Here is a 25,828-nt window from a genome sequence, read left to right on the forward strand (position 1 = left end):
TTATTTCAAGCTACGAATGTCGGCGAAATGACCGGTTACCGCGGCCGCTGCGGCCATAGCCGGGCTGACCAAATGGGTACGGCCACCGCGGCCCTGACGGCCTTCAAAGTTACGGTTGCTGGTAGAGGCGCAGCGTTCGCCTGGGTTCAGACGATCGTTGTTCATGGCCAGGCACATGGAGCAGCCCGGCAGACGCCATTCAAAGCCCGCTTCGATAAAGATCTTATCCAGACCTTCTGCTTCCGCCTGCGCTTTCACTGGGCCGGAGCCAGGCACAACCAGCGCCTGTACGCCTGGAGCCACTTTACGGCCTTTGGCGATTTCTGCCGCTGCGCGTAAATCTTCAATACGCGAGTTGGTGCAGGAGCCGATAAACACTTTATCAATCGCGACGTCGGTCAGCGGGATGCCTGGCTTCAGGCCCATGTAGGCCAGTGCTTTCTCGGCGCTGGCGCGCTCTACCGGATCGTTAAAGGAGGCAGGGTCCGGAATATTGTCATTCACGGAGATAACCTGGCCTGGGTTGGTGCCCCAGGTCACCTGCGGCGCAATTTCTTCGGCTTGCAGGGTAACTACGCTGTCGAAGGTGGCACCATCGTCGGTTTTCAGGGTCTGCCAGTAGGCGACCGCGTCGTCAAAATCTTTGCCTTTCGGCGCGTGCAGACGGCCTTCTACATAGTTGAAGGTTGTCTGGTCTGGCGCCACCAGGCCCGCTTTCGCACCCAGTTCAATCGCCATGTTGCACAGCGTCATACGGCCTTCCATGCTCAGATCACGGATAGCCTGGCCGCAGAACTCGACCACGTGGCCGGTGCCGCCTGCGCTGCCGGTTTTACCGATAATCGCCAGCACGATGTCTTTGGCAGTGATGCCCGGCGCCGCTTTGCCGTTCACTTCAATCTTCATGGTTTTGGCGCGACCCTGTTTCAGGGTTTGGGTTGCCAGCACATGTTCCACTTCGGAGGTGCCGATACCAAACGCCAGTGCGCCAAATGCGCCGTGCGTCGCGGTATGGGAGTCACCGCAGACGATGGTCATGCCCGGCAGGGTAACGCCCTGTTCTGGCCCCATCACGTGCACGATACCCTGATAGGGGTGGTTCAGGTCATACAGTTCGACGCCAAACTCGTTGCAGTTCTTAATCAGCTCCTGCATCTGGATGCGCGCCATCTCGCCGGAGGCGTTGATGTCTTTGGTCTGCGTAGAGACGTTGTGATCCATGGTGGCGAAGGTTTTACCCGGCTGACGCACCGGGCGGTTGTGCGCGCGCAGGCCGTCAAACGCCTGTGGTGATGTGACTTCATGCACCAGGTGGCGGTCGATGTACAGCAGCGGCGTTTCGTTTGGCGCTTCATAAACCACGTGAGCATCAAACAACTTTTCGTATAAGGTCTTCGCCATGATTACACCCCTTCGGCAACATAGCGGGCGATGATGTCGCCCATTTCATCGGTACTGACTGCCGCGGCACCGCGAGCTAAATCACTGGTCCGTACGCCTTCTTCCAGCGCACGGTTAATGGCATTTTCAATGGCAGTGGCCGCGTCGTTGGCGTCCAGGCTGTAGCGCAGCAGCAGCGCCAGAGAGAGGATTTGCGCAATCGGGTTGGCGATGTTTTTGCCCGCGATATCCGGCGCGGAGCCACCGGCAGGTTCGTACAGGCCAAAACCTTCTTCGTTAAGGCTGGCAGACGGCAGCATGCCCATCGAGCCGGTGATCATCGCGCACTCGTCGGAGAGAATGTCGCCGAACAGGTTGGAGCACAGCACCACGTCGAACTGCGACGGATCTTTAATCAGCTGCATGGTGGCGTTGTCGATGTACATATGTGCCAGCTCAACGTCGGCGTACTCCTTGCTGATTTCGCTGACGATTTCGCGCCACAAAATGGAGGACTGCAGCACGTTGGATTTATCGATAGAGGTCACTTTGTGACGGCGCTTGCGCGCAGACTCAAACGCAATACGGGCGATACGTTCAATCTCAAAACGGTGATACACCTCGGTATCAAACGCTTTCTCGTGCTGGCCGCTGCCTTCGCGCCCCTTCGGCTGGCCGAAGTAGATACCGCCGGTCAGTTCACGGACGCACAGAATGTCGAAGCCGTTCGCGGCGATATCGGCGCGCAGCGGGCAGAATTCTTCCAGCCCCTGATACAGCTTAGCCGGACGCAGGTTGCTGAACAGCTTGAAGTGCTTACGCAGCGGCAGCAGCGCGCCGCGCTCTGGCTGCTGGTTCGGCGGCAGGTTTTCCCATTTCGGGCCACCCACAGAGCCAAACAAAATCGCGTCCGCCTGGTCGCAACCGTCAACGGTCGCCTTCGGCAGCGGTTCGCCATGACGATCGATGGCGATACCGCCTACGTCGTAATGGCTAGTGGTAATGCGCATATCAAAACGTTGACGCACGGCTTCCAGTACTTTCAATGCCTGTGTCATGACTTCCGGGCCAATACCGTCACCTGGTAACACAGCAATATGGTAATTCTTCGACATTACACGGTTTCCTTGTTGTTCTCGTTATTCTTAATTTTGCGTTGCAACTCTTTTTCGACTTCTGCGGCGCGCCAGATGTTGTTCAGCACGTGAACCATTGCTTTAGCCGAGGATTCAACGATATCCGTTGCCAGACCGACGCCGTGGAAGCGACGACCGTTATAGTTAACGACGATATCCACCTGACCCAGCGCGTCTTTGCCCTGGCCTTTGGCGTTCAGGTCGTATTTCACCAACTCAATGTCGTAGCCGGTAATACGGTTAATCGCCTGATAAATAGCATCAACAGGGCCATTACCGTTAGCGGCTTCAGCTTTGGTTTCTTCACCGCAGGCCAGCTTCACGGATGCGGTGGCGATGTCGCTGGATCCTGACTGCACGCTGAAGTAATCCAGACGGAAATGCTCTGGCTCTTCCTGCTGTTTGTTGATGAACGCCAGCGCTTCCAGATCGTAATCGAAGACCTGGCCTTTTTTGTCCGCCAGCTTCAGGAAGGCGTCGTACAGGTGGTCCATGTTGTAGTCGGTATCTTTGTAGCCCATCTCTTCCATGCGGTGTTTCACGGCGGCACGGCCAGAGCGGGAGGTCAGGTTCAACTGCACCTGGTTCAGACCGATGGACTCAGGAGTCATGATTTCGTAGTTTTCGCGGTTTTTCAGCACGCCGTCCTGGTGGATACCGGAGGAGTGGGCGAACGCGCCGGTACCGACGATAGCTTTGTTGGCCGGGATCGGCATGTTGCAGATCTGGCTAACGGTCTGGCTGGTACGCCAGATTTCGTTATGGTTGATAGCGGTGTGCACGTTCATAATGTCTTTGCGCACTTTAATCGCCATGATCACTTCTTCCAGCGAGCAGTTACCCGCGCGCTCACCGATGCCATTCATCGCGCCTTCAACCTGACGAGCGCCCGCATGGACCGCAGCCAGAGAGTTACCGACCGCCATGCCCAAGTCGTCATGGGTGTGAACGGAGATAATCGCTTTATCGATGTTTGGAACGCGTTCGTACAGGCCGGTAATAATGTTGGAGAATTCAAACGGCAGGGTGTAGCCGACGGTGTCTGGAATGTTGATGGTGGTTGCACCCGCGTTAATCGCGGCTTCTACTACGCGCGCCAACTGGTCAATTGGGGTACGACCGGCATCTTCGCAGGAGAATTCGACGTCGTCAGTGTAATTACGTGCCCGCTTAATCATATAGATTGCGCGCTCGATGACTTCGTCCAGCGTGCTGCGCAGCTTGGTGGCGATATGCATCGGCGAGGTGGCGATAAAAGTATGAATACGGAATACTTCGGCCACTTTTAATGACTCGGCGGCAACGTCAATATCCGCCTCTACGCAGCGAGCCAGCGCACAGACGCGGCTGTTTTTAATGTTGCGCGCGATGGTCTGTACCGATTCAAAATCGCCCGGAGAAGAGACCGGAAACCCGACTTCCATCACGTCAACGCCCATACGCTCGAGGGCAAAGGCAATCTGCAGTTTCTCTTTCACGCTCAGGCTTGCCTGTAATGCCTGTTCACCATCACGTAAGGTCGTATCAAAAATAATGACTTGCTGGCTCATGGTTTAGGTCCTTGGTTAACTTGGGGCGCCTTGCTACGAGCATAAAAAAACCCGCGCAGCGGCGCGGGTTTTTCGTTTAACTGATGATGACTTAACGTTGAACGTCGCACACCAGCCTACCGCGCACAGAAGAGGCGTTTAGTAGTAGTAGGCCGTTGAAGCGAGTGGTACGGAACATGTCATCATTCTCCAGATGAATTCGATATGCTTTTAGTGGTACTGGATATGGTTTCCGATGTCAACCCTGACGTACAAAATGAAGGAGATTTCGATATGGAAACGAAACGGATGAATTAGCTAATTGTGCTGAAAAATAACGTTATCCATAGATGATAGTTTCTTTTGTTAATTCACGAATTACATACTTTGTCGCATCTGAACACGATTCATCGTAAATGCTCATGAGTTTGACATTTCTTAAGTTTGGAACTATCTGCATGATAAATAGATGGTTATCTAAAATGGGCTCTTGTTTTGTAAATCGATAAAAGCCATTTTTGATATAAAATGTTAATTTTAAAATTGAGAAAAATAAAACACTTTAATAAAACTTAATTTATTGTTCCGATTTTGGATCGTTGTCTATTCGTCCGATCTATGGGTAAACTACATGTCATTCGCTTGGTGATATAGATGAGGTCGATTTTTACTCATCAATAATATCGCTTTGCCTCTTTATATATTCCTATTTTTTATTGAATTCTCTTCTTTGGATCTTATATGCATGGTAAATCATATAGCCTCAATATATTTTTGCTATTTTGCAAAGGGAGTTTTGTATGACATTGGAGTCTGATAGCGTAATTAATGCGCCGGAGCAGCAACGCACATCAACTAATGAAGGAAATAAACCTCAGCTCCGGATGGTTGATTTAAATTTGCTGACCGTATTTGATGCGGTGATGCAGGAACAAAACATTACGCGCGCAGCCCACATGCTAGGCATGTCGCAGCCTGCGGTCAGTAATGCTGTCGCTCGCCTGAAAGTCATGTTCAATGATGAATTATTTGTGCGCTATGGGCGCGGTATTCAGCCGACGGCGCGCGCATTCCAGTTGTTTGGCTCTGTTCGTCAAGCATTGCAGCTGGTGCAAAATGAATTACCCGGCTCAGGTTTTGAACCATTGAGCAGCGAACGCGTATTTAATCTTTGTGTGTGCAGCCCTCTCGATAATTATCTGACTTCCGTCATTCTCAATAAAGTGAATGAAGTTGCGCCGCATATTCATATGGTTTTTAAATCATCATTAAATCAAAACACCGAACATCAGTTGCGTTATCAGGAAATTGAGTTTGTGCTGGGTTATGAAGAGTTCCGCCGCCCGGAGTTTGCCTGCATTCCACTCTTTAACGATGAAATGGTTCTGGTGGCGAGCAACAAGCACCCGCGAGTGCATGGTCCGGTAACGGAAACCGATATTTATAACGAAGAGCATGCCGTTGTGTCTCTCGATCGCTATGCGTCGTTTAGCCAGCCGTGGTATGACACCATTGATAAGCAAAGCCGCGTAGCCTATCAAGGTATGGCGCTGATTAGCGTACTGAATGTGGTTTCCCAGACCCAGATGGTCGCCGTGGCGCCACGTCGTCTGGCCGAAGAGTTTGCTGAACAACTCCACCTGCAGATTTTACCGCTGCCAATGAAGCTAAACAGCCGTACCTGCTATCTTTCCTGGCATGAAGCGGCCGGTCGCGATAAAGGCCATCAATGGATGGAAGAGCTGTTGATTAACGCCTGCCGTCAGCAGTAATCGACTTCGAAGGCAAACAGGGTGCATTTGCATTCTGTTTGTTTTGTCTATTTGTGACAAATAAGAATTTTGTGCTGTTATTGCCGGTTGGTCGTCGGGGCAATAAAGTGAAAAATGCAGGTTTTGCTGTAATGGCTCCATTCGCCCGAGCATCTACGCTATTCTTTTCCTCGCATTGAAGTAATCATCCATCATTTTCCCTTTTCCCTTTATTTTTCCTCTTTTTAGTACCGCATCTACGTCAGACGTGTGAATTGCCTGCCTTGTGGCGAGCGGTTATGTTAGGTCGTTACCGATAATTTAGTGCCGGTGGACGTATCGCGTACCGCTGGCATATGGCCGTAGAGAAATGAATTCTCGGGCCATTAAGCACAGAAGCCGGGAGGCAAACCATGGAGATGTTGTCTGGAGCCGAGATGGTCGTCCGATCGTTAATCGATCAGGGCGTAAAGCAGGTATTTGGCTACCCTGGGGGCGCCGTCCTCGATATTTATGATGCGCTGCATACGGTAGGGGGGATTGACCATGTGCTGGTGCGCCATGAGCAGGCAGCGGTGCATATGGCCGATGGCCTGGCGCGTGCGACCGGGGAAGTGGGCGTGGTGCTGGTCACCTCCGGCCCTGGGGCGACAAACGCTATCACCGGTATTGCCACGGCTTATATGGACTCGATTCCACTGGTCGTGCTCTCCGGTCAGGTAGCGACGTCGCTGATTGGCTATGACGCCTTCCAGGAGTGCGACATGGTCGGGATCTCGCGCCCGGTGGTGAAACACAGCTTCCTGGTGAAGCAGACCGAAGATATTCCCGGCGTGCTCAAGAAGGCATTCTGGCTGGCAGCCAGCGGCCGCCCTGGCCCGGTGGTGGTTGACCTGCCAAAAGATATTATGAACCCGGCTAAGAAGCTCCCGTACGTCTGGCCCGATGCGGTCAGCATGCGTTCTTACAACCCAACCACGACCGGCCATAAAGGCCAGATCAAACGTGCGCTGCAGACGCTTATCGCGGCGAAAAAACCGGTGGTATATGTGGGCGGCGGCGTGGTGAACGCCGAATGCCACACGCAACTGCGTACGCTGATTGAAAAACTGAATCTGCCGGTGGCCTCTTCGCTGATGGGGCTCGGCGGTTTCCCGGCAACGCATCGTCAGTCGCTGGGGATGCTGGGCATGCACGGCACCTATGAAGCCAATATGGTGATGCACCACTCCGACGTGATTTTCGCCGTCGGGGTGCGTTTTGACGATCGCACCACCAACAACCTGGCGAAGTACTGTCCGGATGCCACGGTGCTGCATATCGATATCGATCCAACGTCGATCTCTAAAACGGTACCGGCGGATATTCCGATCGTCGGCGATGCGGGGCAGGTGTTGGATCAAATGCTGGAGCTGCTGGATCAGGAAAGCGCCGCGCAGCCGCTGGATGAGATCCGCGACTGGTGGCAGCAAATCGAGCAATGGCGTGCACGTCAGTGCCTGAAATATGACACTCAAAGCGGGCAGATTAAACCGCAGGCGGTAGTGGAAACTATCTGGAAGCTGACCAACGGTGAAGCGTACGTCACCTCCGACGTGGGCCAGCACCAGATGTTTGCCGCGCTATATTACCCGTTTGATAAACCGCGTCGTTGGATCAACTCCGGCGGCCTCGGCACCATGGGCTTCGGCCTGCCGGCGGCGCTTGGCGTGAAGATGGCGCTGCCGGAAGAGACCGTGGTCTGCGTGACCGGCGACGGCAGCATTCAGATGAACATTCAGGAGCTCTCAACCGCGCTGCAGTACGAGTTGCCGGTGCTGGTGCTAAACCTGAACAACGGCTATCTGGGCATGGTGAAGCAGTGGCAGGATATGATCTATTCTGGCCGTCACTCCCAGTCCTATATGCAGTCGCTGCCGGACTTTGTTCGCCTGGCGGAAGCCTACGGTCATGTTGGTATTCGTATCACCGAGCCCGCTGAGCTTGAGAGCAAGCTTGCACAGGCGCTGGAGCAGGTGCGCAATAACCGCCTGGTATTTGTCGACGTCTGCGTCGATGGCAGCGAGCACGTCTACCCGATGCAGATTCGCGGCGGGGCAATGGACGAGATGTGGCTGAGCAAAACGGAGAGAACCTGATTATGCGCCGGATATTATCTGTATTACTGGAAAACGAGTCCGGCGCGCTGTCGCGCGTGATCGGCCTCTTTTCGCAGCGTGGGTACAACATTGAAAGTCTGACCGTCGCGCCTACCGACGATCCGACGCTATCCCGCATGACTATCCAGACGGTCGGCGATGAAAAGACCATCGAGCAGATCGAAAAGCAGCTGCACAAGCTGGTGGACGTACTGCGAGTGAACGAGTTGGGGCAGGGTGCCCACGTTGAACGTGAAATCATGCTGGTGAAGGTCCAGGCCAACGGCTATGGCCGTGACGAAGTGAAGCGCAACACGGAAATCTTCCGCGGACAGATCATCGACGTTACGCCATCGCTCTATACCGTGCAGCTGGCGGGGACGAGTGACAAGCTGGATGCATTCCTCGCTTCGCTGCGCGATGTCGCCAGAATTGTTGAAGTGGCGCGCTCCGGCGTGGTTGGTTTGTCGCGCGGCGACAAGATTATGCGCTAATCACCTCTCATCGCTTTATCGTAGCCCGGCCTGGAGTCGGGCTTTTTTTTGCGAAATCAGCAATAAGTGCGAAGAAAAGCTATTGCCGATGAGATCAATCTGCGTTTAGATGTTACGGATTATACTTATAAAGCAAGGGGCAATTGTGAAACTGGATGAAATCGCCCGGCTTGCCGGTGTTTCCCGAACCACCGCCAGCTATGTGATTAACGGCAAAGCTAAGCAGTACCGCGTCAGCGACAAGACTGTCGAAAAAGTGATGGCCGTTGTGCGTGAGCATAACTACCACCCTAACGCGGTAGCCGCCGGTCTGCGTGCAGGACGCACTCGTTCTATTGGGCTGGTGATTCCCGATCTGGAAAACACCAGCTACACGCGCATCGCAAACTATCTTGAGCGTCAGGCCCGCCAGCGCGGCTATCAGTTACTGATTGCCTGCTCGGAAGATCAGCCGGACAACGAAATGCGCTGTATTGAGCACCTGCTGCAACGCCAGGTTGATGCGATCATCGTGTCAACGTCGCTGCCACCGGAGCACCCTTTCTACCAGCGTTGGGCGAACGATTCGTTCCCGATTGTCGCGCTTGACCGTGCGCTCGATCGCGAACACTTCACCAGCGTCGTGGGCGCCGATCAGGACGATGCGGAAATGCTTGCCGCAGAACTGCGTACCTTCCCAGCAGAAACCGTTCTTTATCTTGGTGCGTTGCCGGAGCTGTCGGTAAGTTTCCTGCGCGAGCAGGGCTTCCGTACCGCCTGGAAAGATGACCCGCGCGACGTGCACTTCCTGTATGCCAATAGCTACGAACGTGAAGCTGCGGCGCAGCTGTTTGAAAAATGGCTGGAAACGCACCCGATGCCGCAGGCGCTGTTCACCACCTCATTTGCGCTGCTGCAAGGGGTAATGGACGTGACGCTGCGTCGTGAAGGCAAGCTGCCGACCGATCTGGCGATTGCGACCTTTGGTGATAACGAACTGCTCGACTTCCTGCAATGTCCGGTCCTTGCGGTAGCCCAGCGTCACCGTGATGTTGCCGAACGCGTGCTGGAGATTGTGCTGGCAAGCCTCGATGAACCGCGCAAGCCGAAGCCTGGCTTGAGCCGTATTCGTCGTAATCTTTACCGTCGCGGTAGTCTGAGCCGTCGATAAGCTCTCTTAATGAAGGCTACGATCGGTGGCCTTCATTGAACAAAAAAATCATTCAATTCTTAATTCAGATAATTCTTCATTTTGGTTAGCCCTCTATTTAATTCCCCCGCTAAGATCGCGGAATAGTGCTTAATAATGTGAACGCAAAGTAAAATTAAATTATTTGTGTATTATTTTGTTACATTCTCGCGGCGGATTGCCGAAATAACAAACACTTCTCAGCTTACCTACCAGAATGGGCAATCTCTCTACTCCGAATTCCTCGCAGGGGCGCGCCAGAGGGACTGTTAACGAGCATCAGAATGTCCTAAAATGCCGCTCGCGTCGCAAACTGACACTTTATATATTCTTTCGATGATATTAAGTCGCGTTAACGGCTTGTGAATCCGCCTCTATTTTTCTTGCGGGTATTCATGGCGTTAATTTGCCTCGTCTGTTGGATAATTATTAATCAGGGCTATTGTCGGCCGCAAATAGTGGTTTTTTGGACTCTGTTGGCATTCATGCTGGCTTGACAAGCTTTTCCTCTGCTCCGTAAACTCCTTAAAGTGGGAATTTGTGGGGTAAAGTGGTAATCGGGGGTGAAGCTGGCATGTTCCGAGGGGCAACGTTAGTCAATCTCGACAGCAAAGGGCGCTTAGCCGTCCCTGTCCGATATCGGGACCAGCTAGTCGAGAGCGCTACCGGTCAAATGGTTTGTACCATTGACATCCATCACCCCTGCCTGCTGCTTTATCCTCTGCCTGAATGGGAAATTATCGAGCAAAAACTCTCGCGTTTGTCGAGCATGAACCCCGTTGAGCGTCGCGTACAGCGACTGCTGTTAGGGCATGCTAGCGAATGCCAGATGGATAATGCCGGGCGATTATTGATTGCGCCGGTTTTACGGCAACACGCCGGATTGACCAAAGAAGTGATGCTGGTCGGGCAGTTCAACAAATTTGAACTGTGGGATGAAACGGCCTGGTATCAACAGGTCAAGGAAGATATCGACGCTGAGCAATCTGCTTCAGGGGCGCTGTCGGAGCGATTGCAGGATTTGTCCTTATAAATATGATGGAAAATTTTAAACACACCACGGTACTGCTGGATGAGGCCGTTAACGGCCTGAATATTCGTCCTGACGGTATCTATATTGATGGTACCTTTGGTCGCGGTGGTCACTCGCGCCTTATCCTGTCGCAGCTTGGCGAGCAGGGGCGTTTGATTGCGATCGACCGCGATCCAGAAGCGATCGCGGTGGCGAAGACCATCGATGACCCACGCTTTTCCATCGTGCATGGCCCTTTCTCTGCGCTGGCGGACTACGTTGCCGAGCGCGACCTTGTCGGCAAGATTGACGGTATCCTTCTCGATCTTGGCGTTTCTTCACCGCAGCTTGATGACGCTGAACGTGGTTTCTCCTTTATGCGCGATGGCCCGCTGGACATGCGCATGGACCCAACCCGCGGTCAGTCAGCAGCAGAATGGCTGCAAACGGCAGAAGAAGCGGACATTGCCTGGGTGATTAAAACCTTCGGCGAAGAACGCTTTGGTAAACGTATCGCTCGCGCCATCGTTGAGCGTAATCGCGAGCAGCCGATGACCCGTACCAAAGAGCTGGCGGAAGTTATCGCGGCTGCCATGCCGGTGAAAGACAAATTCAAACACCCCGCAACCCGTACCTTCCAGGCGGTGCGCATTTGGGTGAATAGTGAGCTGGAGGAGATAGAGCAAGCGCTAAAAAGCTCGCTTGGCGTGCTGGCCCCGGGTGGGCGGCTGTCGATCATCAGCTTCCATTCGCTGGAAGACCGCATTGTGAAACGCTTTATGCGTGAGCAAAGCCGCGGTCCACAAGTTCCAGCGGGGATCCCGATGACCGAAGAGCAACTCAGGAAGCTGGGTGGCCGTCATTTACGAGCGCTAGGCAAGTTGATGCCGGGCGAAGATGAAGTGGCAGAGAATCCGCGTGCCCGTAGTTCAGTACTGCGTATTGCAGAAAGGACGAACGCATGATCGGCAGAGTGACAGAAGCCCTAAGCAAAGTAACCGGGTCGTTAGGAAACGGCGAGCGCCATGCCTTGCCTGGCGTAATTCGCGACGACCTTTTGCAATTCGGGAAGCTGCCACTCTGTCTGTTCATTTGCATCATTGTCACGGCGGTAACGGTGGTGACGACCGCCCACCATACCCGCCTGTTAACGGCCCAACGAGAACAGTTGGTGCTGGAGCGCGACGCGTTAGACATTGAGTGGCGAAATCTGATCCTCGAAGAGAATGCTCTTGGCGATCATAGCCGCGTCGAACGTATCGCTACCGAAAAGTTGCAGATGCAACATGTTGAACCATCAAAAGAAAACATTGTTGTGCAGAAATAAGGATTATTGCAACGCATGAAACCAGCGGCAAAAACGCTTAAGCCAAAACGTCAGGAAGAACAGGCCAACTTTATCGGTTGGCGTTTTGCGTTGCTTTGCGGCTGTATTTTTCTGGCGCTTGCGTTCCTGTTGGGACGTGCGGCCTGGCTACAAATTATTGCCCCGGATAAGCTGGTGCGTGAAGGTGACATGCGTTCCCTGCGCGTTCAGCAGGTTTCCACCTCTCGCGGTATGATAACCGACCGCTCAGGCCGCCCGCTGGCGGTGAGCGTGCCGGTAAAAGCGATTTGGGCCGACCCGAAAGAACTGCATGAAGCGGGCGGCGTGATGCTGAACAACCGCTGGAAAGCGCTGGCGGATGCGCTGAACATCCCGCTGGACCAGTTGGCAAACCGCATCAACACCAACCCGCGCATGCGCTTTATCTATCTGGCGCGTCAGGTGAACCCTGACATGGCTGACTACATCAAAAAGCTCAAGTTGCCGGGGATTTATCTGCGCGAAGAGTCGCGCCGTTACTATCCATCCGGAGAAGTAACCGCTCACCTCATCGGCTTCACCAACGTTGACAGCCAGGGGATTGAAGGGGTTGAGAAGAGCTTCGACAAGTGGCTCACCGGCCAACCGGGCGAGCGCATCGTGCGTAAAGACCGCTATGGCCGGGTGATTGAAGATATCTCCTCAACTGACAGCCAGGCCGCGCACAACCTGGCGTTGAGCATTGATGAACGCCTGCAGGCGCTGGTGTACCGGGAACTGAACAACGCCGTGGCGTTTAACAAAGCGGAATCCGGCAGCGCCGTGCTGGTCGACGTGAGCACGGGTGAAGTGCTGGCGATGGCCAACAGCCCGTCCTATAACCCGAACAACTTTACCGGCACCGCCAAAGACACCATGCGTAACCGGGCCATCACCGACGTGTTTGAACCGGGCTCTACGGTGAAACCAATGGTGGTGATGACCGCGCTACAGCGCGGCGTGGTGCGCGAAAACACCGTGCTGAACACTATTCCTTACCGTATTAACGGCCACGAAATCAAAGACGTGGCGCGCTACAGCGAATTGACCCTGACCGGGGTTCTACAGAAGTCGAGTAACGTCGGTGTTTCCAAGCTGGCGTTAGCGATGCCGTCCTCAGCGTTAGTAGATACTTACTCACGTTTTGGGCTGGGAAAAGCGACCAATTTGGGGTTGGTCGGAGAACGCAGTGGCTTATATCCTCAAAAACAACGGTGGTCTGACATAGAGAGGGCCACCTTCTCTTTCGGCTACGGGCTAATGGTAACGCCGTTACAGTTAGCGCGTGTCTACGCAACGATTGGCAGCTACGGGATCTACCGTCCGCTGTCGATAACCAAAGTTGACCCGCCGGTTCCCGGCGAGCGTATCTTCCCGGAATCTATTGTCCGCACCGTCGTTCATATGATGGAAAGCGTGGCGTTGCCTGGCGGCGGCGGCGTGAAGGCGGCGATTAAAGGCTACCGTATCGCGATTAAAACCGGTACGGCGAAAAAAGTCGGTCCGGACGGGCGCTATATCAACAAATACATTGCTTACACCGCGGGCGTTGCGCCAGCCAGCCAGCCGCGCTTTGCGCTGGTGGTGGTGATCAACGACCCGCAGGCGGGTAAATACTACGGTGGCGCCGTTTCCGCGCCGGTCTTTGGTGCCATCATGGGCGGCGTACTGCGCACGATGAACATTGAGCCGGATGCGCTGGCGACGGGCGGCGATAAAAGTGAATTAGTAACGAATCAAGGCGAGGGTACAGGTGGCAGATCGTAATTTGCGCGACCTTCTCGCTCCGTGGGTGCCAAATGCGCCGGAGCGAGTACTGCGAGAGATGACGCTCGACAGCCGTGTGGCTGCATCGGGCGATCTGTTCGTAGCGGTGGTGGGTCATCAGGCGGACGGGCGTCGTTATATCCCGCAGGCAATTGCGCAAGGTGTCGCTGCTGTTATAGCCGAGGCAAAAGATGAGGCCGCCGACGGTGAAATCCGCGAGATGCACGGCGTGCCGGTTATCTACCTCAGCCAGTTAAACGAGCGCTTATCGGCACTGGCCGGGCGTTTTTACCACGAGCCTTCCGACAGCCTGCGCCTGATTGGCGTGACCGGGACCAACGGTAAAACCACCACCACGCAGCTGATTGCACAATGGTGCCAACTGCTGGGTGAAACCAGCGCGGTGATGGGCACGGTCGGTAACGGCCTGCTGGATAAAGTGATCCCAACGGAAAACACCACCGGCTCGGCGGTCGACGTACAGCACGTGCTGGCTGGTCTGGTTGAGCAGGGGGCGACGGTTGCCGCGATGGAGGTTTCCTCTCACGGCCTGGTGCAACACCGCGTGGCAGCGCTTAAGTTTGCCGCCTCGGTGTTCACTAACCTGAGCCGCGATCATCTTGATTACCATGGTGATATGGAGCACTACGAAGCGGCGAAATGGCTGCTGTACTCCACTCACCACTGCGGCCAGGCCATCGTCAACGCGGACGATGAAGTGGGCCGCCGCTGGTTAGGTCGTCTGCCGGATGCCGTTGCGGTCTCCATGGACGGTCACATTAATCCAGACTGCCACGGCCGCTGGCTGAAAGCCGTGACGGTGAACTACCACGATAGCGGCGCGACCATCCGCTTCGACTCCACCTGGGGCGAAGGCGAAATTGAAAGCCGCCTGATGGGGGCGTTTAACGTCAGTAATCTGCTGCTGGCGCTGGCAACGCTGCTGGCGCTGGGCTACCCGTTGGCTGACTTGCTGAATACCGCAGCGCGTTTACAGCCGGTTTGCGGGCGTATGGAAGTGTTTAGCGCGCCGGGCAAACCGACGGTGGTGGTCGATTACGCCCACACCCCGGATGCGCTGGAAAAAGCGCTGCAGGCCGCGCGCCTGCACTGCTCCGGCAAGCTGTGGTGCGTCTTTGGCTGCGGCGGCGACCGTGACAAAGGCAAACGTCCACTGATGGGAGCGATTGCCGAAGAGTTTTCCGATGTGGTGGTGGTGACCGACGATAATCCACGCACCGAAGAGCCGCGTGACATCATTAACGACATTCTCGCGGGCATGGTTGATGCCGGCCACGTGAAGGTGATGGAAGGCCGCGCTGAAGCGGTGACCAACGCCATCATGCAGGCAAAAGCAGATGACGTCGTGCTGGTGGCTGGTAAAGGCCATGAAGATTATCAGATTGTGGGTAACCGTCGTCTCGATTACTCCGACCGTATTACCGCAGCGCGTCTGCTGGGAGTGGTGGCATGATTGGCGTAACGCTTGGCCAGCTTGCCAACGTTCTGAACGGCGAGCTTTGCGGCAGCGATGCCCTTATTGAAGATGTGACCACCGATACCCGGAAATTAACCCCGGGCTGTCTGTTTGTGACGCTGAAGGGCGAACGTTTTGACGCGCATGATTTTGCGCAAACGGCCAAAGAGGGCGGCGCAGGTGCGCTGTTGGTCAGCCGTAAGCTGGATATCGACCTGCCGCAGCTGGTAGTGAGCGATACCCGTCTGGCCTTCGGCGAACTGGCGGCCTGGGTACGTCAGCAGGTGCCTGCTCGCGTAGTCGCCCTGACCGGTTCTTCCGGTAAAACCTCGGTGAAAGAGATGACCGCCGCCATTCTGGGGCAGTGCGGCAACACGCTTTATACCGCGGGCAATCTAAACAATGACATCGGTGTGCCGATGACATTACTGCGCCTGACGCCGGAGCATCAGTTTGCGGTTATTGAACTGGGGGCAAACCACCAGGGAGAAATCGCCTGGACCGTGAGTTTGACCCGCCCGGAAGCCGCGCTGGTGAACAACCTGGCGGCGGCGCATCTGGAAGGTTTTGGCTCTCTGGCGGGCGTTGCGAAAGCGAAGGGTGAGATCTTCACCGGCCTGCCGGATAGCGGCATTGCGATTCTGAACGCTGATAACAACGACTGGGCCAACTGGCAGCAGGTCATCGGCGATCGTACCGTCTGGCGTTTCTCACCCAACGCGGCGGGGAGCGATTTCAGCGCTGCTGACGTGCGCATAACCTCGCAGGGTACGGAATTTACGTTGCATACGCCGAACGGTAGCACCGACGTGCTGTTGCCGCTGCCGGGTCGCCATAACATCGCCAATGCGCTGGCTGCAACCGCGCTGGCAACCGCTGTGGGCGCTGACCTGAACGCGGTGAAAGCCGGTCTGGCGCATCTGAAAGCGGTGCCGGGTCGCCTGTTCCCGATTCACCTGACGGACAGCCAACTGGTGCTGGATGACTCCTACAACGCTAACGTTGGTTCGATGACGGCCGCGGTACAGGTGCTGTCTGAAATGCCGGGCTACCGCGTACTGGTGGTCGGCGATATGGCTGAGTTGGGCGCTGAGAGCGAGGCTTGCCACATTCAGGTTGGCGAAGCGGCGAAAGCGGCGGGTATTGACCGCGTACTGAGCGTTGGCAAATTAAGCCAGGCGATCAGCGATGCTAGCGGGGCAGGGGAGCACTTCACCGATAAAGCATCGGCAATTGCTCGTCTTAACATGCTGATTAACGAACACAAATCTATCACCATTCTGGTGAAAGGATCACGCAGTGCTGCCATGGAAGAGGTCGTACGCGCATTACAGGAGAATGGGACATGTTAGTGTGGCTGGCCGAACATCTGGTCAAATATTATTCCGGCTTTAACGTCTTTTCCTATCTGACGTTTCGCGCCATCGTCAGCCTGCTGACCGCGCTGTTCATCTCTTTGTGGATGGGCCCGCGCATGATCGCCCGTCTGCAAAAAATGTCGTTTGGTCAGGTTGTTCGTAACGACGGTCCTGAATCTCACTTCAGTAAACGCGGTACCCCAACGATGGGCGGGATCATGATCCTGACCGCGATTACGGTCTCCGTGCTTCTGTGGGCCTACCCGTCAAACCCGTACGTCTGGTGCGTACTGACGGTGCTGATTGGCTACGGCATTATTGGTTTTGTCGATGACTACCGCAAAGTGGTTCGTAAAGACACCAAAGGGCTTATCGCGCGCTGGAAATACTTCTGGATGTCGGTGATTGCGCTGGGCGTCGCCTTCGCGCTGTACCTTGCCGGTAAAGATACGCCGGCTACCGAGCTGGTGGTGCCGTTCTTCAAGGACATCATGCCGCAGCTCGGCTTGCTCTACATCCTACTGGCCTATTTCGTGATCGTGGGTACCGGCAACGCCGTTAACCTGACCGATGGCCTCGACGGCCTGGCCATTATGCCGACCGTCTTTGTGGCGGCGGGCTTTGCGCTGGTGGCGTGGGCGACCGGTAACATGAACTTTGCGAGCTATCTGCACATTCCTTACCTGCGCCACGCCGGTGAGCTGGTGATCGTCTGTACGGCGATTGTCGGTGCAGGCTTAGGCTTCCTGTGGTTCAACACCTATCCAGCGCAGGTCTTTATGGGCGACGTTGGTTCGCTGGCGCTGGGCGGCGCGCTGGGCATTATCGCCGTGCTGCTGCGTCAGGAGTTCCTGCTGGTGATCATGGGCGGCGTCTTCGTGGTGGAAACCCTGTCGGTGATTCTGCAGGTAGGTTCCTTCAAGCTGCGCGGTCAGCGCATCTTCCGTATGGCGCCGATTCACCACCACTATGAACTGAAAGGCTGGCCGGAGCCGCGCGTTATCGTGCGCTTCTGGATTATTTCGCTGATGCTGGTCCTGATTGGCCTGGCAACGCTGAAGGTACGTTAATCATGGCAGATTACCAGGGTAAAAACGTCGTCATCATTGGTCTTGGACTGACCGGGCTCTCCTGCGTGGATTTCTTCCTTGCGCAGAACGTTACGCCACGCGTGATGGATACCCGAGCGACGCCACCCGGTCTGGATAAGCTGCCGGAAGCGGTTGAACGCTACGTCGGCGGGCTAAATGAAGACTGGCTGATGGCGGCCGATCTGATCGTTGCCAGCCCCGGTATGGCGCTGGCAAACCCGTCGCTGAGTCTCGCGGCGGATGCCGGTATTGAAATCGTCGGTGATATTGAACTGTTCTGCCGCGAAGCGCAGGCACCGATTGTGGCCATTACCGGCTCCAACGGTAAAAGCACCGTCACCACGCTGATTGGCGAGATGGCTAAAGCGGCGGGCGTAAATGTCGGCGTTGGCGGAAACATTGGCCTGCCTGCGCTGATGCTACTGGACCCGGCCCGCGAACTTTACGTGCTTGAGCTTTCCAGCTTCCAGCTGGAAACCACCTCAAGCCTGCATGCCGCGGCGGCGACCATTCTGAACGTCACCGAAGATCATATGGATCGCTATCCGCTGGGGCTGCAGCAGTACCGTGCGGCGAAACTGCGTATCTATGAAAACGCCAAAGTCTGCGTTGTGAACGCCGATGACGGCCTGACCATGCCAGTGCGTGGTGCGGACGAGCGCTGCGTAAGCTTCGGCGTGGACGTTGGTGACTATCACCTGAATCGCCAGCAGGGGGAAACCTGGCTGCGCGTGAAGGGTGAAAAGGTATTGAACGTTAAAGAGATGCCGCTCACCGGGCAGCATAACTACAGCAACGCCCTGGCGGCGCTGGCGCTGGCGGATGCCGTTGGCCTGCCGCGCGCGACCAGCCTGAAAGCGCTGACCACCTTTACCGGGCTGGCTCACCGTTTCCAGATTGTGCTCGATCACCGTGGTGTGCGCTGGATTAACGACTCGAAAGCGACCAACGTCGGCAGTACCGAAGCGGCCTTAAACGGCCTGCACGTAGCGGGAACGTTGTATCTGCTGCTGGGCGGCGACGGTAAATCGGCCGATTTCGAACCGCTGCGCCGCTACCTGACCGGCGATAACATTCGTCTTTACTGCTTTGGCCGCGACGGCGGTGAACTGGCCGCGCTGCGTCCGGAAATCGCCACCCAAACGAACACCATGGAAGAGGCAATGCGCCTGATTGCGCCGCAGGTCAACGCGGGCGATATGGTGCTACTGTCTCCGGCCTGCGCCAGCCTCGATCAGTTTAAAAGCTTTGAACAGCGCGGCGACGTGTTTGCTCGCCTGGCGAAGGAGTTAGGTTGATGCGTTTATCGCTCCCGCGCCTGAGACTGCCTCGACTGAGGCTGCCGCGTCTGCCGGGCATGCGTATTTTCGCATGGCTGTTTGGTTGGATGTTTGCCGCGCTTAAGGGCTGGGTGATGGGCTCTCGGGAGAAAGATACCGATAGCCTGATTATGTACGACCGCACGCTGCTGTGGCTGACGCTTGGCCTGGCGGCGATTGGTTTTATTATGGTGACCTCGGCGTCGATGCCGGTGGGTCAGCGTCTGGCGAACGATCCGTTCCTGTTCGCCAAGCGTGACGGTCTCTATATTTTGCTGGCGTTTGTGCTGGCGCTGGTGACGCTGCGGCTGCCGATGTCGTTCTGGCAGAAGCACAGTACGTTCATGCTGATTGCTTCTATTGGTATGTTGCTGATTGTACTGGTGGTCGGGAGCTCGGTTAACGGGGCATCGCGCTGGATTGCCTTCGGCCCGCTGCGTATCCAGCCTGCCGAGCTGACCAAGCTGTCGCTGTTTTGCTATATCGCCAACTATCTGGTGCGTAAAGCCGACGAGGTGCGCAACAACCTGCGCGGCTTCTTAAAGCCGATGGGCGTGATTTTCGTGCTGGCAATTTTACTGCTGGCGCAGCCGGACCTCGGTACCGTCGTGGTGCTGTTTGTGACCACCCTGGCGATGCTGTTCCTCGCAGGCGCCAAGCTGTGGCAGTTCATCGCCATCATCGGCATGGGTATCTCGGCCGTGGTGCTGCTGATCCTCGCCGAACCGTACCGTATTCGCCGCGTGACCTCGTTCTGGAACCCGTGGGAAGACCCGTTCGGCAGCGGTTACCAGCTGACGCAGTCGCTGATGGCCTTCGGGCGCGGTGAGATGTGGGGCCAGGGGTTAGGCAACTCGGTGCAGAAACTGGAGTATCTGCCGGAGGCACATACCGACTTCATCTTCGCCATCATTGGCGAGGAATTGGGTTATATCGGTGTGGTACTGGCACTTTTAATGGTATTCTTCGTCGCTTTCCGCGCCATGTCCATTGGTCGCAAAGCGCTGGAGATAAACCAACGTTTTTCTGGCTTCCTGGCTTGCGCAATTGGCATATGGTTCAGCTTCCAGGCGTTGGTCAACGTAGGGGCGGCGGCCGGGATGTTACCGACCAAGGGCCTGACCCTACCGTTGATAAGCTACGGTGGCTCCAGTCTTCTGATTATGTCGACAGCCATCATGTTCTTATTACGTATTGATTATGAAACGCGTCTGGAAAAAGCCCAGGCGTTTACCCGAGGTTCTCGATGAGCGGTCAAACAAAGCGGTTAATGGTGATGGCGGGCGGTACCGGTGGACACGTGTTCCCGGGGCTGGCGGTTGCGCACCATTTAATGGATCAGGGCTGGCAAGTACGCTGGCTGGGAACCGCGGATCGTATGGAAGCCGACCTGGTGCCAAAACATGGCATCGAGATTGATTTTATCCATATTTCCGGCCTGCGCGGCAAAGGTTTGAAGGCGCTACTGCTGGCGCCGATGCGTATTTTTAACGCCTGGCGTCAGGCGCGCGTGATCATGAAACGCTTTAAGCCGGACGTGGTGCTGGGAATGGGCGGGTATGTTTCCGGGCCGGGCGGTCTGGCGGCGTGGTCACTGGGTATTCCGGTTGTCCTGCACGAGCAGAACGGCATTGCTGGCTTGACGAACAAATGGCTGGCGAAGATTGCCACCAAAGTGATGCAGGCCTTCCCGGGCGCGTTCCCGAATGCGGAAGTGGTCGGCAACCCGGTGCGTGTTGATGTGCTGGCGCTGCCGCTGCCGGAACAGCGTCTGGTCGGCCGCGAAGGCCCGATTCGCGTACTGGTCGTTGGCGGCTCTCAGGGGGCGCGTATTCTCAACCAGACTCTGCCTCAGGTGGCGCAACGTTTGGGTGAGGCGGTGACCATCTGGCACCAGAGCGGCAAAGGCGGTCAGCAGACCGTTGAGCAGGCTTATGCCGATGTCGGTCAACCGCAGCATAAAGTAACCGAATTCATTGATGACATGGCCGAAGCGTACGCGTGGGCTGATGTCGTCGTCTGCCGCTCCGGCGCGCTGACGGTCAGTGAGATTGCGGCAGCGGGGCTGCCTGCTATCTTCGTGCCGTTCCAGCATAAGGACCGTCAGCAGTACTGGAATGCGCTGCCGCTGGAGAAAGCCGGCGCGGCGAAGATCTTCGAGCAGCCGCAGTTTACGGCGCAAGCGGTCGCTGACACGCTGGCAAGCTGGGATCGCAACACATTATTAGAGATGGCTGAGCGTGCTCGTGCGACGGCCATCCCGGACGCTACCGAACGGGTAGCAAAAGAAGTAAGCCTGGCTGCAAAGGCTTAATCATCGCGGCGCAGTTGCGTCGCCCGAATTTCAGAAGTGATGGCGTTTAGAGAATGAATACACAACAACTGGCGAAACTGCGTTCTATTGTGCCCGAGATGCGTCGCGTCCGGCACATTCACTTTGTTGGCATCGGCGGCGCCGGTATGGGCGGTATTGCTGAAGTACTGGCCAACGAAGGGTATCAGATCAGCGGTTCCGACCTGGCGCCGAACCCGGTGACGCAGCAGTTGACGAAATTGGGCGCCACCATCTATTTCAATCACCGCCCGGAAAACGTTCGCGATGCGAGCGTGGTGGTGGTCTCTACGGCAATCTCTGCTGATAACCCGGAAATTGTTGCCGCGCATGAGGCGCGTATTCCGGTGATTCGCCGCGCGGAAATGCTGGCGGAGCTGATGCGTTTTCGTCACGGCATCGCCATTGCCGGGACACACGGTAAAACCACGACCACCGCGATGGTCGCAAGCATTTATGCGGAAGCCGGGCTGGACCCGACCTTCGTCAACGGTGGCCTGGTGAAGGCGGCAGGCGTGCATGCGCGTCTGGGTCATAGCCGCTACCTGATTGCGGAAGCCGATGAGAGCGACGCGTCGTTCCTGCATCTGCAGCCGATGGTGGCGATTGTCACCAACATCGAAGCCGACCATATGGATACCTACCAGGGCGACTTCGAGAATTTAAAGCAGACGTTTATCAACTTCCTGCACAACCTGCCGTTTTATGGCCGTGCGGTGATGTGCGTTGATGACCCGGTTATTCGCGAGCTGCTGCCGCGCGTAGGCCGTCAGACCACCACTTACGGTTTCAGCGACGATGCGGATGTTCGTGTGGAAAGCTACCAGCAGATTGGCCCGCAGGGACACTTCACGCTGGTGCGTCAGGATAAAGAAGACCTGCGCGTGACGCTGAATGCGCCAGGCCGTCATAACGCGCTGAATGCCGCTGCGGCGGTTGCAGTGGCGACGGAAGAGGGCATTGAAGACGAGGCGATTCTGCGCGCGCTGGAAAGTTTCCAGGGCACCGGTCGTCGTTTTGACTTCCTGGGGGAATTCCCACTGGAAGAGGTGAACGGTAAAGAAGGCACCGCGCTGCTGGTGGACGACTACGGTCACCACCCAACGGAAGTCGATGCGACGATCAAAGCCGCCCGCGCTGGCTGGCCGGACAAAAAGCTGGTGATGGTATTCCAGCCGCACCGCTACACCCGTACGCGCGACCTGTACGATGATTTTGCTCACGTGTTGACTCAGGTCGATGCGCTGCTGATGCTGGATGTGTATCCGGCGGGCGAAGCGCCGATTCCAGGGGCCGATAGCCGTTCACTGTGCCGTACCATTCGTGGACGTGGAAAGGTGGACCCGATTCTGATTTCGGATAGCGCTCAGGTCCCGGAAATGCTGGCATCAGTACTGACGGGTAATGATCTTGTTCTAATTCAAGGCGCGGGAAATATTGGTAAAATCGCGCGTAACTTAGCTGAAATCAAACTGAAGCCGCAAACTCAGGAGGAACCGCGCCATGGCTGATAAGATCGCGGTTCTTTTGGGTGGAACCTCAGCCGAACGCGACGTGTCGTTAAACTCCGGCGCGGCGGTGCTGGCCGGTCTTCGCGAAGCGGGCATTGATGCTCATCCGGTAGACCCAAAAGAGACTGATGTTACCCAACTGAAAAATATGGGTTTTCAGAAAGCGTTTATTGCGCTGCACGGCCGTGGCGGCGAAGATGGCACGCTGCAAGGATTACTGGAACTCTTAAAACTTCCGTATACCGGCAGCGGCGTGATGGCATCGGCCATTTCAATGGATAAACTGCGCAGTAAATTGCTGTGGCAGGGGGCCGGATTACCGGTCGCTCCTTGGGTTGCCGTTGAGCGCGAAGCCTTTAATGCCGGGCTTTCCAGCGATGTTCAGACGCAGATTGCGGCGCTTGGCCTGCCGCTTATCGTTAAGCCGAGCCGCGAAGGCTCAAGCGTTGGGATGTCGAAAGTCATCGAGAGTGCTGACCTGGCTGAAGCGTTAACGCAGGCGTTTCAACACGATGACGAAGTTCTGGTAGAAAAATGGCTCAGTGGGCCGGAATTTACGGTTGCGGTGCTTGGTGAAGAAATTTTACCGACAGTTCGCATCCAACCTGCCGGAACCTTCTATGATTATGAAGCGAAGTATCTCTCTGATGAGACGAAATATTTCTGCCCAGGCTGTGAAGATTCATCCCAGGAATCGGCAATGCAGTCTTTAGTACTGAAAGCCTGGAAAGTCTTAGGCTGCCGTGGATGGGGTCGCATTGACGTGATGCAGGACAGCGATGGCCAGTATTATCTGCTGGAGGCAAACACCTCTCCGGGGATGACCAGCCACAGTCTGGTGCCGATGGCGGCGCGTCAGGCGGGAATGAGCTTCTCGCAGCTGGTAGTACGAATTCTGGACCTGGCGGGGTGATATGTCGCAGGCTGCGCTGAATACGCGGAACCGTGAAGAAGAGGAAGAGTATGCCGCTTCACGGCGCAATAATGGAACGCATCTGGTGGGAATTGTTTTCCTGCTAGCGGTGTTGTGTACCGTGTTTGTTAGCGGCTGGGTAGTGCTGGGCTGGATGGAAGATGCGCAACGATTGCCCATCTCAAAACTGGTGGTGACTGGCGATCGTCATTACACGCGTAACGATGATATTCGGCAGTCCATTCTGGCATTGGGATCGCCGGGAACCTTTATGACCCAGGATGTGAATATCGTCCAGAGTCAGATTGAACGTCTGCCGTGGATTAAACAGGCAAGCGTCAGAAAGCAGTGGCCGGACGAATTGAAGATTCATCTGGTTGAATATGTGCCCATTGCACGTTGGAATGATCAGCACATGGTGGATGCCGAGGGGAATGCCTTCAGCGTTCCCGCCGATCGTACCAGTAAGCAAACTTTACCTATGCTCTATGGCCCTGAAGGCAGCGCAAGCGAAGTATTGCAGGGCTATCACGACATGGGGGCGATGCTCGCGAAAGGGAAGTTCACGTTGAAGGTTGCGGCGATGACCGCGCGCCGTTCGTGGCAGTTGACGCTTGATAACGGTATCAAGCTGAACCTGGGACGGGGCGATACGATGAAGCGGCTGGAACGTTTTTTAGAACTGTACCCGGTTCTACAGCAGCAGGCGCAAACAGACGGTAATCGGATTAGCTATGTTGATTTGCGTTATGACTCGGGGGCGGCAGTAGGCTGGGAACCTGCTCCTGCGGCGGATACTAATCAACAACAGAATCAGGCACAGGCAGAACAACAATGATCAAGGCGACGGACAGAAAACTGGTAGTTGGACTGGAGATTGGCACTGCAAAAGTAGCCGCTTTAGTAGGGGAAGTTCTGCCCGACGGAGTGATTAATATCATTGGGGTTGGCAGTTGCCCATCCCGTGGTATGGATAAAGGCGGGGTTAACGACCTTGAGTCGGTAGTGAAATGCGCACAGCGCGCTATCGACCAGGCGGAGCTGATGGCGGATTGCCAGATCTCTTCGGTATATCTGGCGCTTTCCGGTAAGCACATTAGCTGTCAAAATGAGATAGGTATGGTGCCTATCTCAGAAGAAGAGGTCACGCAGGAAGACGTGGAGAACGTCGTTCACACGGCGAAATCCGTTCGCGTACGTGATGAACATCGTGTTTTGCACGTCATTCCGCAAGAATACGCAATTGATTATCAGGAAGGGATCAAAAACCCGGTAGGCTTATCCGGTGTGCGTATGCAGGCGAAGGTACATCTGATTACCTGTCACAACGACATGGCGAAAAATATCGTCAAAGCGGTAGAGCGTTGTGGCCTGAAGGTCGATCAGCTGATTTTTGCCGGCCTGGCTTCCAGCTATTCCGTGTTAACGGAAGATGAACGTGAGCTGGGTGTCTGCGTTGTGGACATCGGCGGCGGTACAATGGATATCGCGGTCTACACTGGCGGCGCACTGCGTCACACCAAAGTGATTCCTTATGCAGGGAACGTGGTGACCAGTGATATCGCCTATGCCTTCGGCACGCCGCCGAGCGATGCTGAGGCCATTAAAGTGCGCCACGGCTGCGCGCTGGGCTCCATTGTGGGCAAAGATGAGAGCGTTGAAGTGCCAAGCGTGGGCGGTCGTCCGCCGCGTAGCCTGCAGCGCCAGACATTGGCAGAGGTCATTGAGCCGCGTTATACCGAGCTGCTGAACCTCGTCAATGAAGAGATTTTACAGTTACAGGAACAGCTTCGTCAGCAGGGTGTCAAACACCACCTCGCGGCGGGGATTGTATTGACCGGTGGCGCAGCGCAAATTGAAGGGTTGGCGGCTTGCGCGCAGCGGGTGTTCCATACGCAGGTTCGTATCGGTGCGCCGCTGAATATTACTGGTCTGACGGACTATGCCCAGGAGCCGTATTATTCAACGGCGGTGGGCCTGCTGCACTACGGGAAAGAGTCCCACTTAAGTGGTGAAGCAGAGGTAGAAAAGCGCGTCACCGCATCGGTCGGATCGTGGATCAAACGACTGAATAGCTGGTTACGCAAAGAGTTTTAATTTTTAAAGA

Annotated in this window: 22 protein-coding genes; 18 read left to right on the top strand and 4 right to left on the bottom strand. The window is 55.7% G+C overall.

Features of this window, described 5'->3' with window-relative positions:
- The 4 genes from leuC to leuL all read right to left on the bottom strand — a co-directional run bounded on the left by leuC (position 1) and on the right by leuL (position 4,244).
- Complete coding sequence (gene leuC / locus FHC49_RS20440; protein WP_220440736.1) at positions 1 to 1,401, bottom strand: 3-isopropylmalate dehydratase large subunit; 1,401 nt, start codon at positions 1,399 to 1,401, stop codon at positions 1 to 3.
- Between the two features lie 2 nt (positions 1,402 to 1,403).
- On the bottom strand, positions 1,404 to 2,495 hold the full coding sequence (gene leuB, locus FHC49_RS20445) for a 3-isopropylmalate dehydrogenase (protein ID WP_185668571.1): 1,092 nt from the start codon (positions 2,493 to 2,495) through the stop codon (positions 1,404 to 1,406).
- Positions 2,495 to 4,066, bottom strand: a complete 1,572-nt coding sequence (leuA, locus tag FHC49_RS20450) for a 2-isopropylmalate synthase (RefSeq protein ID WP_220440737.1) — start codon at positions 4,064 to 4,066, stop codon at positions 2,495 to 2,497. Before leuA ends, leuB begins: the two co-directional genes overlap by 1 nt.
- A 91-nt stretch (positions 4,067 to 4,157) precedes the next feature.
- On the bottom strand, positions 4,158 to 4,244 hold the full coding sequence (gene leuL, locus FHC49_RS24795; RefSeq protein WP_100249930.1) for a leu operon leader peptide: 87 nt from the start codon (positions 4,242 to 4,244) through the stop codon (positions 4,158 to 4,160).
- 601 nt (positions 4,245 to 4,845) lie between these two features.
- Here leuL and leuO point away from each other — a divergent pair.
- The 18 genes from leuO to ftsA all read left to right on the top strand — a co-directional run bounded on the left by leuO (position 4,846) and on the right by ftsA (position 25,818).
- Positions 4,846 to 5,817 (top strand): transcriptional regulator LeuO, encoded by a 972-nt coding sequence (gene leuO, locus FHC49_RS20460; protein ID WP_185668567.1) that lies wholly within the window; start codon positions 4,846 to 4,848, stop codon positions 5,815 to 5,817.
- 392 nt (positions 5,818 to 6,209) lie between these two features.
- The gene (ilvI, locus tag FHC49_RS20465; RefSeq protein WP_185668565.1) at positions 6,210 to 7,934 is read left to right on the top strand and encodes an acetolactate synthase 3 large subunit; all 1,725 of its coding nucleotides are present in this window, start codon (positions 6,210 to 6,212) and stop codon (positions 7,932 to 7,934) included.
- Positions 7,935 to 7,936: 2 nt separating this feature from the next.
- Positions 7,937 to 8,428, top strand: a complete 492-nt coding sequence (gene ilvN, locus FHC49_RS20470) for an acetolactate synthase small subunit (RefSeq protein ID WP_220440751.1) — start codon at positions 7,937 to 7,939, stop codon at positions 8,426 to 8,428.
- A gap of 145 nt (positions 8,429 to 8,573) precedes the next feature.
- Positions 8,574 to 9,578, top strand: coding sequence for a catabolite repressor/activator (cra, locus tag FHC49_RS20475; RefSeq protein ID WP_185668563.1), 1,005 nt, complete (start codon positions 8,574 to 8,576; stop codon positions 9,576 to 9,578).
- A 592-nt stretch (positions 9,579 to 10,170) separates the two neighbouring features.
- Positions 10,171 to 10,629, top strand: coding sequence for a division/cell wall cluster transcriptional repressor MraZ (mraZ, locus tag FHC49_RS20480; RefSeq protein WP_185668561.1), 459 nt, complete (start codon positions 10,171 to 10,173; stop codon positions 10,627 to 10,629).
- A 2-nt stretch (positions 10,630 to 10,631) separates the two neighbouring features.
- Positions 10,632 to 11,573 (top strand): 16S rRNA (cytosine(1402)-N(4))-methyltransferase RsmH, encoded by a 942-nt coding sequence (gene rsmH, locus FHC49_RS20485; protein WP_185668559.1) that lies wholly within the window; start codon positions 10,632 to 10,634, stop codon positions 11,571 to 11,573.
- A complete protein-coding gene (gene ftsL, locus FHC49_RS20490; RefSeq protein ID WP_220440738.1) occupies positions 11,570 to 11,935 on the top strand; it encodes a cell division protein FtsL in 366 nt (121 codons plus the stop codon). The genes rsmH and ftsL overlap by 4 nt, the downstream gene beginning before the upstream one ends.
- 15 nt (positions 11,936 to 11,950) lie before the next feature.
- Entirely contained in the window at positions 11,951 to 13,720 is a 1,770-nt protein-coding gene (locus tag FHC49_RS20495) for a peptidoglycan glycosyltransferase FtsI (protein ID WP_185668557.1), read from the top strand.
- Complete coding sequence (gene murE / locus FHC49_RS20500) at positions 13,707 to 15,194, top strand: UDP-N-acetylmuramoyl-L-alanyl-D-glutamate--2,6-diaminopimelate ligase (RefSeq protein WP_185668555.1); 1,488 nt, start codon at positions 13,707 to 13,709, stop codon at positions 15,192 to 15,194. Before FHC49_RS20495 ends, murE begins: the two co-directional genes overlap by 14 nt.
- On the top strand, positions 15,191 to 16,549 hold the full coding sequence (gene murF, locus FHC49_RS20505; RefSeq protein WP_220440739.1) for a UDP-N-acetylmuramoyl-tripeptide--D-alanyl-D-alanine ligase: 1,359 nt from the start codon (positions 15,191 to 15,193) through the stop codon (positions 16,547 to 16,549). The genes murE and murF overlap by 4 nt, the downstream gene beginning before the upstream one ends.
- The gene (mraY, locus tag FHC49_RS20510) at positions 16,543 to 17,625 is read left to right on the top strand and encodes a phospho-N-acetylmuramoyl-pentapeptide-transferase (RefSeq protein WP_035893027.1); all 1,083 of its coding nucleotides are present in this window, start codon (positions 16,543 to 16,545) and stop codon (positions 17,623 to 17,625) included. The genes murF and mraY overlap by 7 nt, the downstream gene beginning before the upstream one ends.
- 2 nt (positions 17,626 to 17,627) lie before the next feature.
- Positions 17,628 to 18,944, top strand: coding sequence for a UDP-N-acetylmuramoyl-L-alanine--D-glutamate ligase (murD, locus tag FHC49_RS20515; RefSeq protein WP_220440740.1), 1,317 nt, complete (start codon positions 17,628 to 17,630; stop codon positions 18,942 to 18,944).
- Positions 18,944 to 20,215, top strand: a complete 1,272-nt coding sequence (ftsW, locus tag FHC49_RS20520; protein WP_185668550.1) for a cell division protein FtsW — start codon at positions 18,944 to 18,946, stop codon at positions 20,213 to 20,215. Before murD ends, ftsW begins: the two co-directional genes overlap by 1 nt.
- The gene (gene murG / locus FHC49_RS20525) at positions 20,212 to 21,279 is read left to right on the top strand and encodes an undecaprenyldiphospho-muramoylpentapeptide beta-N-acetylglucosaminyltransferase (RefSeq protein WP_220440741.1); all 1,068 of its coding nucleotides are present in this window, start codon (positions 20,212 to 20,214) and stop codon (positions 21,277 to 21,279) included. The genes ftsW and murG overlap by 4 nt, the downstream gene beginning before the upstream one ends.
- A 53-nt stretch (positions 21,280 to 21,332) precedes the next feature.
- Positions 21,333 to 22,808 carry a UDP-N-acetylmuramate--L-alanine ligase gene (gene murC / locus FHC49_RS20530; RefSeq protein WP_185668546.1) on the top strand — a complete coding sequence of 492 codons (1,476 nt, stop codon included), beginning with the start codon at positions 21,333 to 21,335 and terminating at the stop codon, positions 22,806 to 22,808.
- A complete protein-coding gene (locus FHC49_RS20535; protein WP_220440742.1) occupies positions 22,801 to 23,721 on the top strand; it encodes a D-alanine--D-alanine ligase in 921 nt (306 codons plus the stop codon). The genes murC and FHC49_RS20535 overlap by 8 nt, the downstream gene beginning before the upstream one ends.
- A 1-nt stretch (position 23,722) precedes the next feature.
- Entirely contained in the window at positions 23,723 to 24,559 is an 837-nt protein-coding gene (gene ftsQ, locus FHC49_RS20540; RefSeq protein ID WP_220440743.1) for a cell division protein FtsQ, read from the top strand.
- Positions 24,556 to 25,818: a cell division protein FtsA gene (ftsA, locus tag FHC49_RS20545; RefSeq protein WP_185668543.1), complete on the top strand. Its 1,263-nt coding sequence runs from the start codon at positions 24,556 to 24,558 to the stop codon at positions 25,816 to 25,818. The genes ftsQ and ftsA overlap by 4 nt, the downstream gene beginning before the upstream one ends.
- The last annotated feature ends 10 nt before the right edge of the window (positions 25,819 to 25,828 follow it).

It is taken from the genome of Kluyvera sp. EC_51, assembly GCF_019584505.1.
GTDB classification, from domain to species: Bacteria; Pseudomonadota; Gammaproteobacteria; order Enterobacterales; family Enterobacteriaceae; genus Kluyvera; species Kluyvera sichuanensis.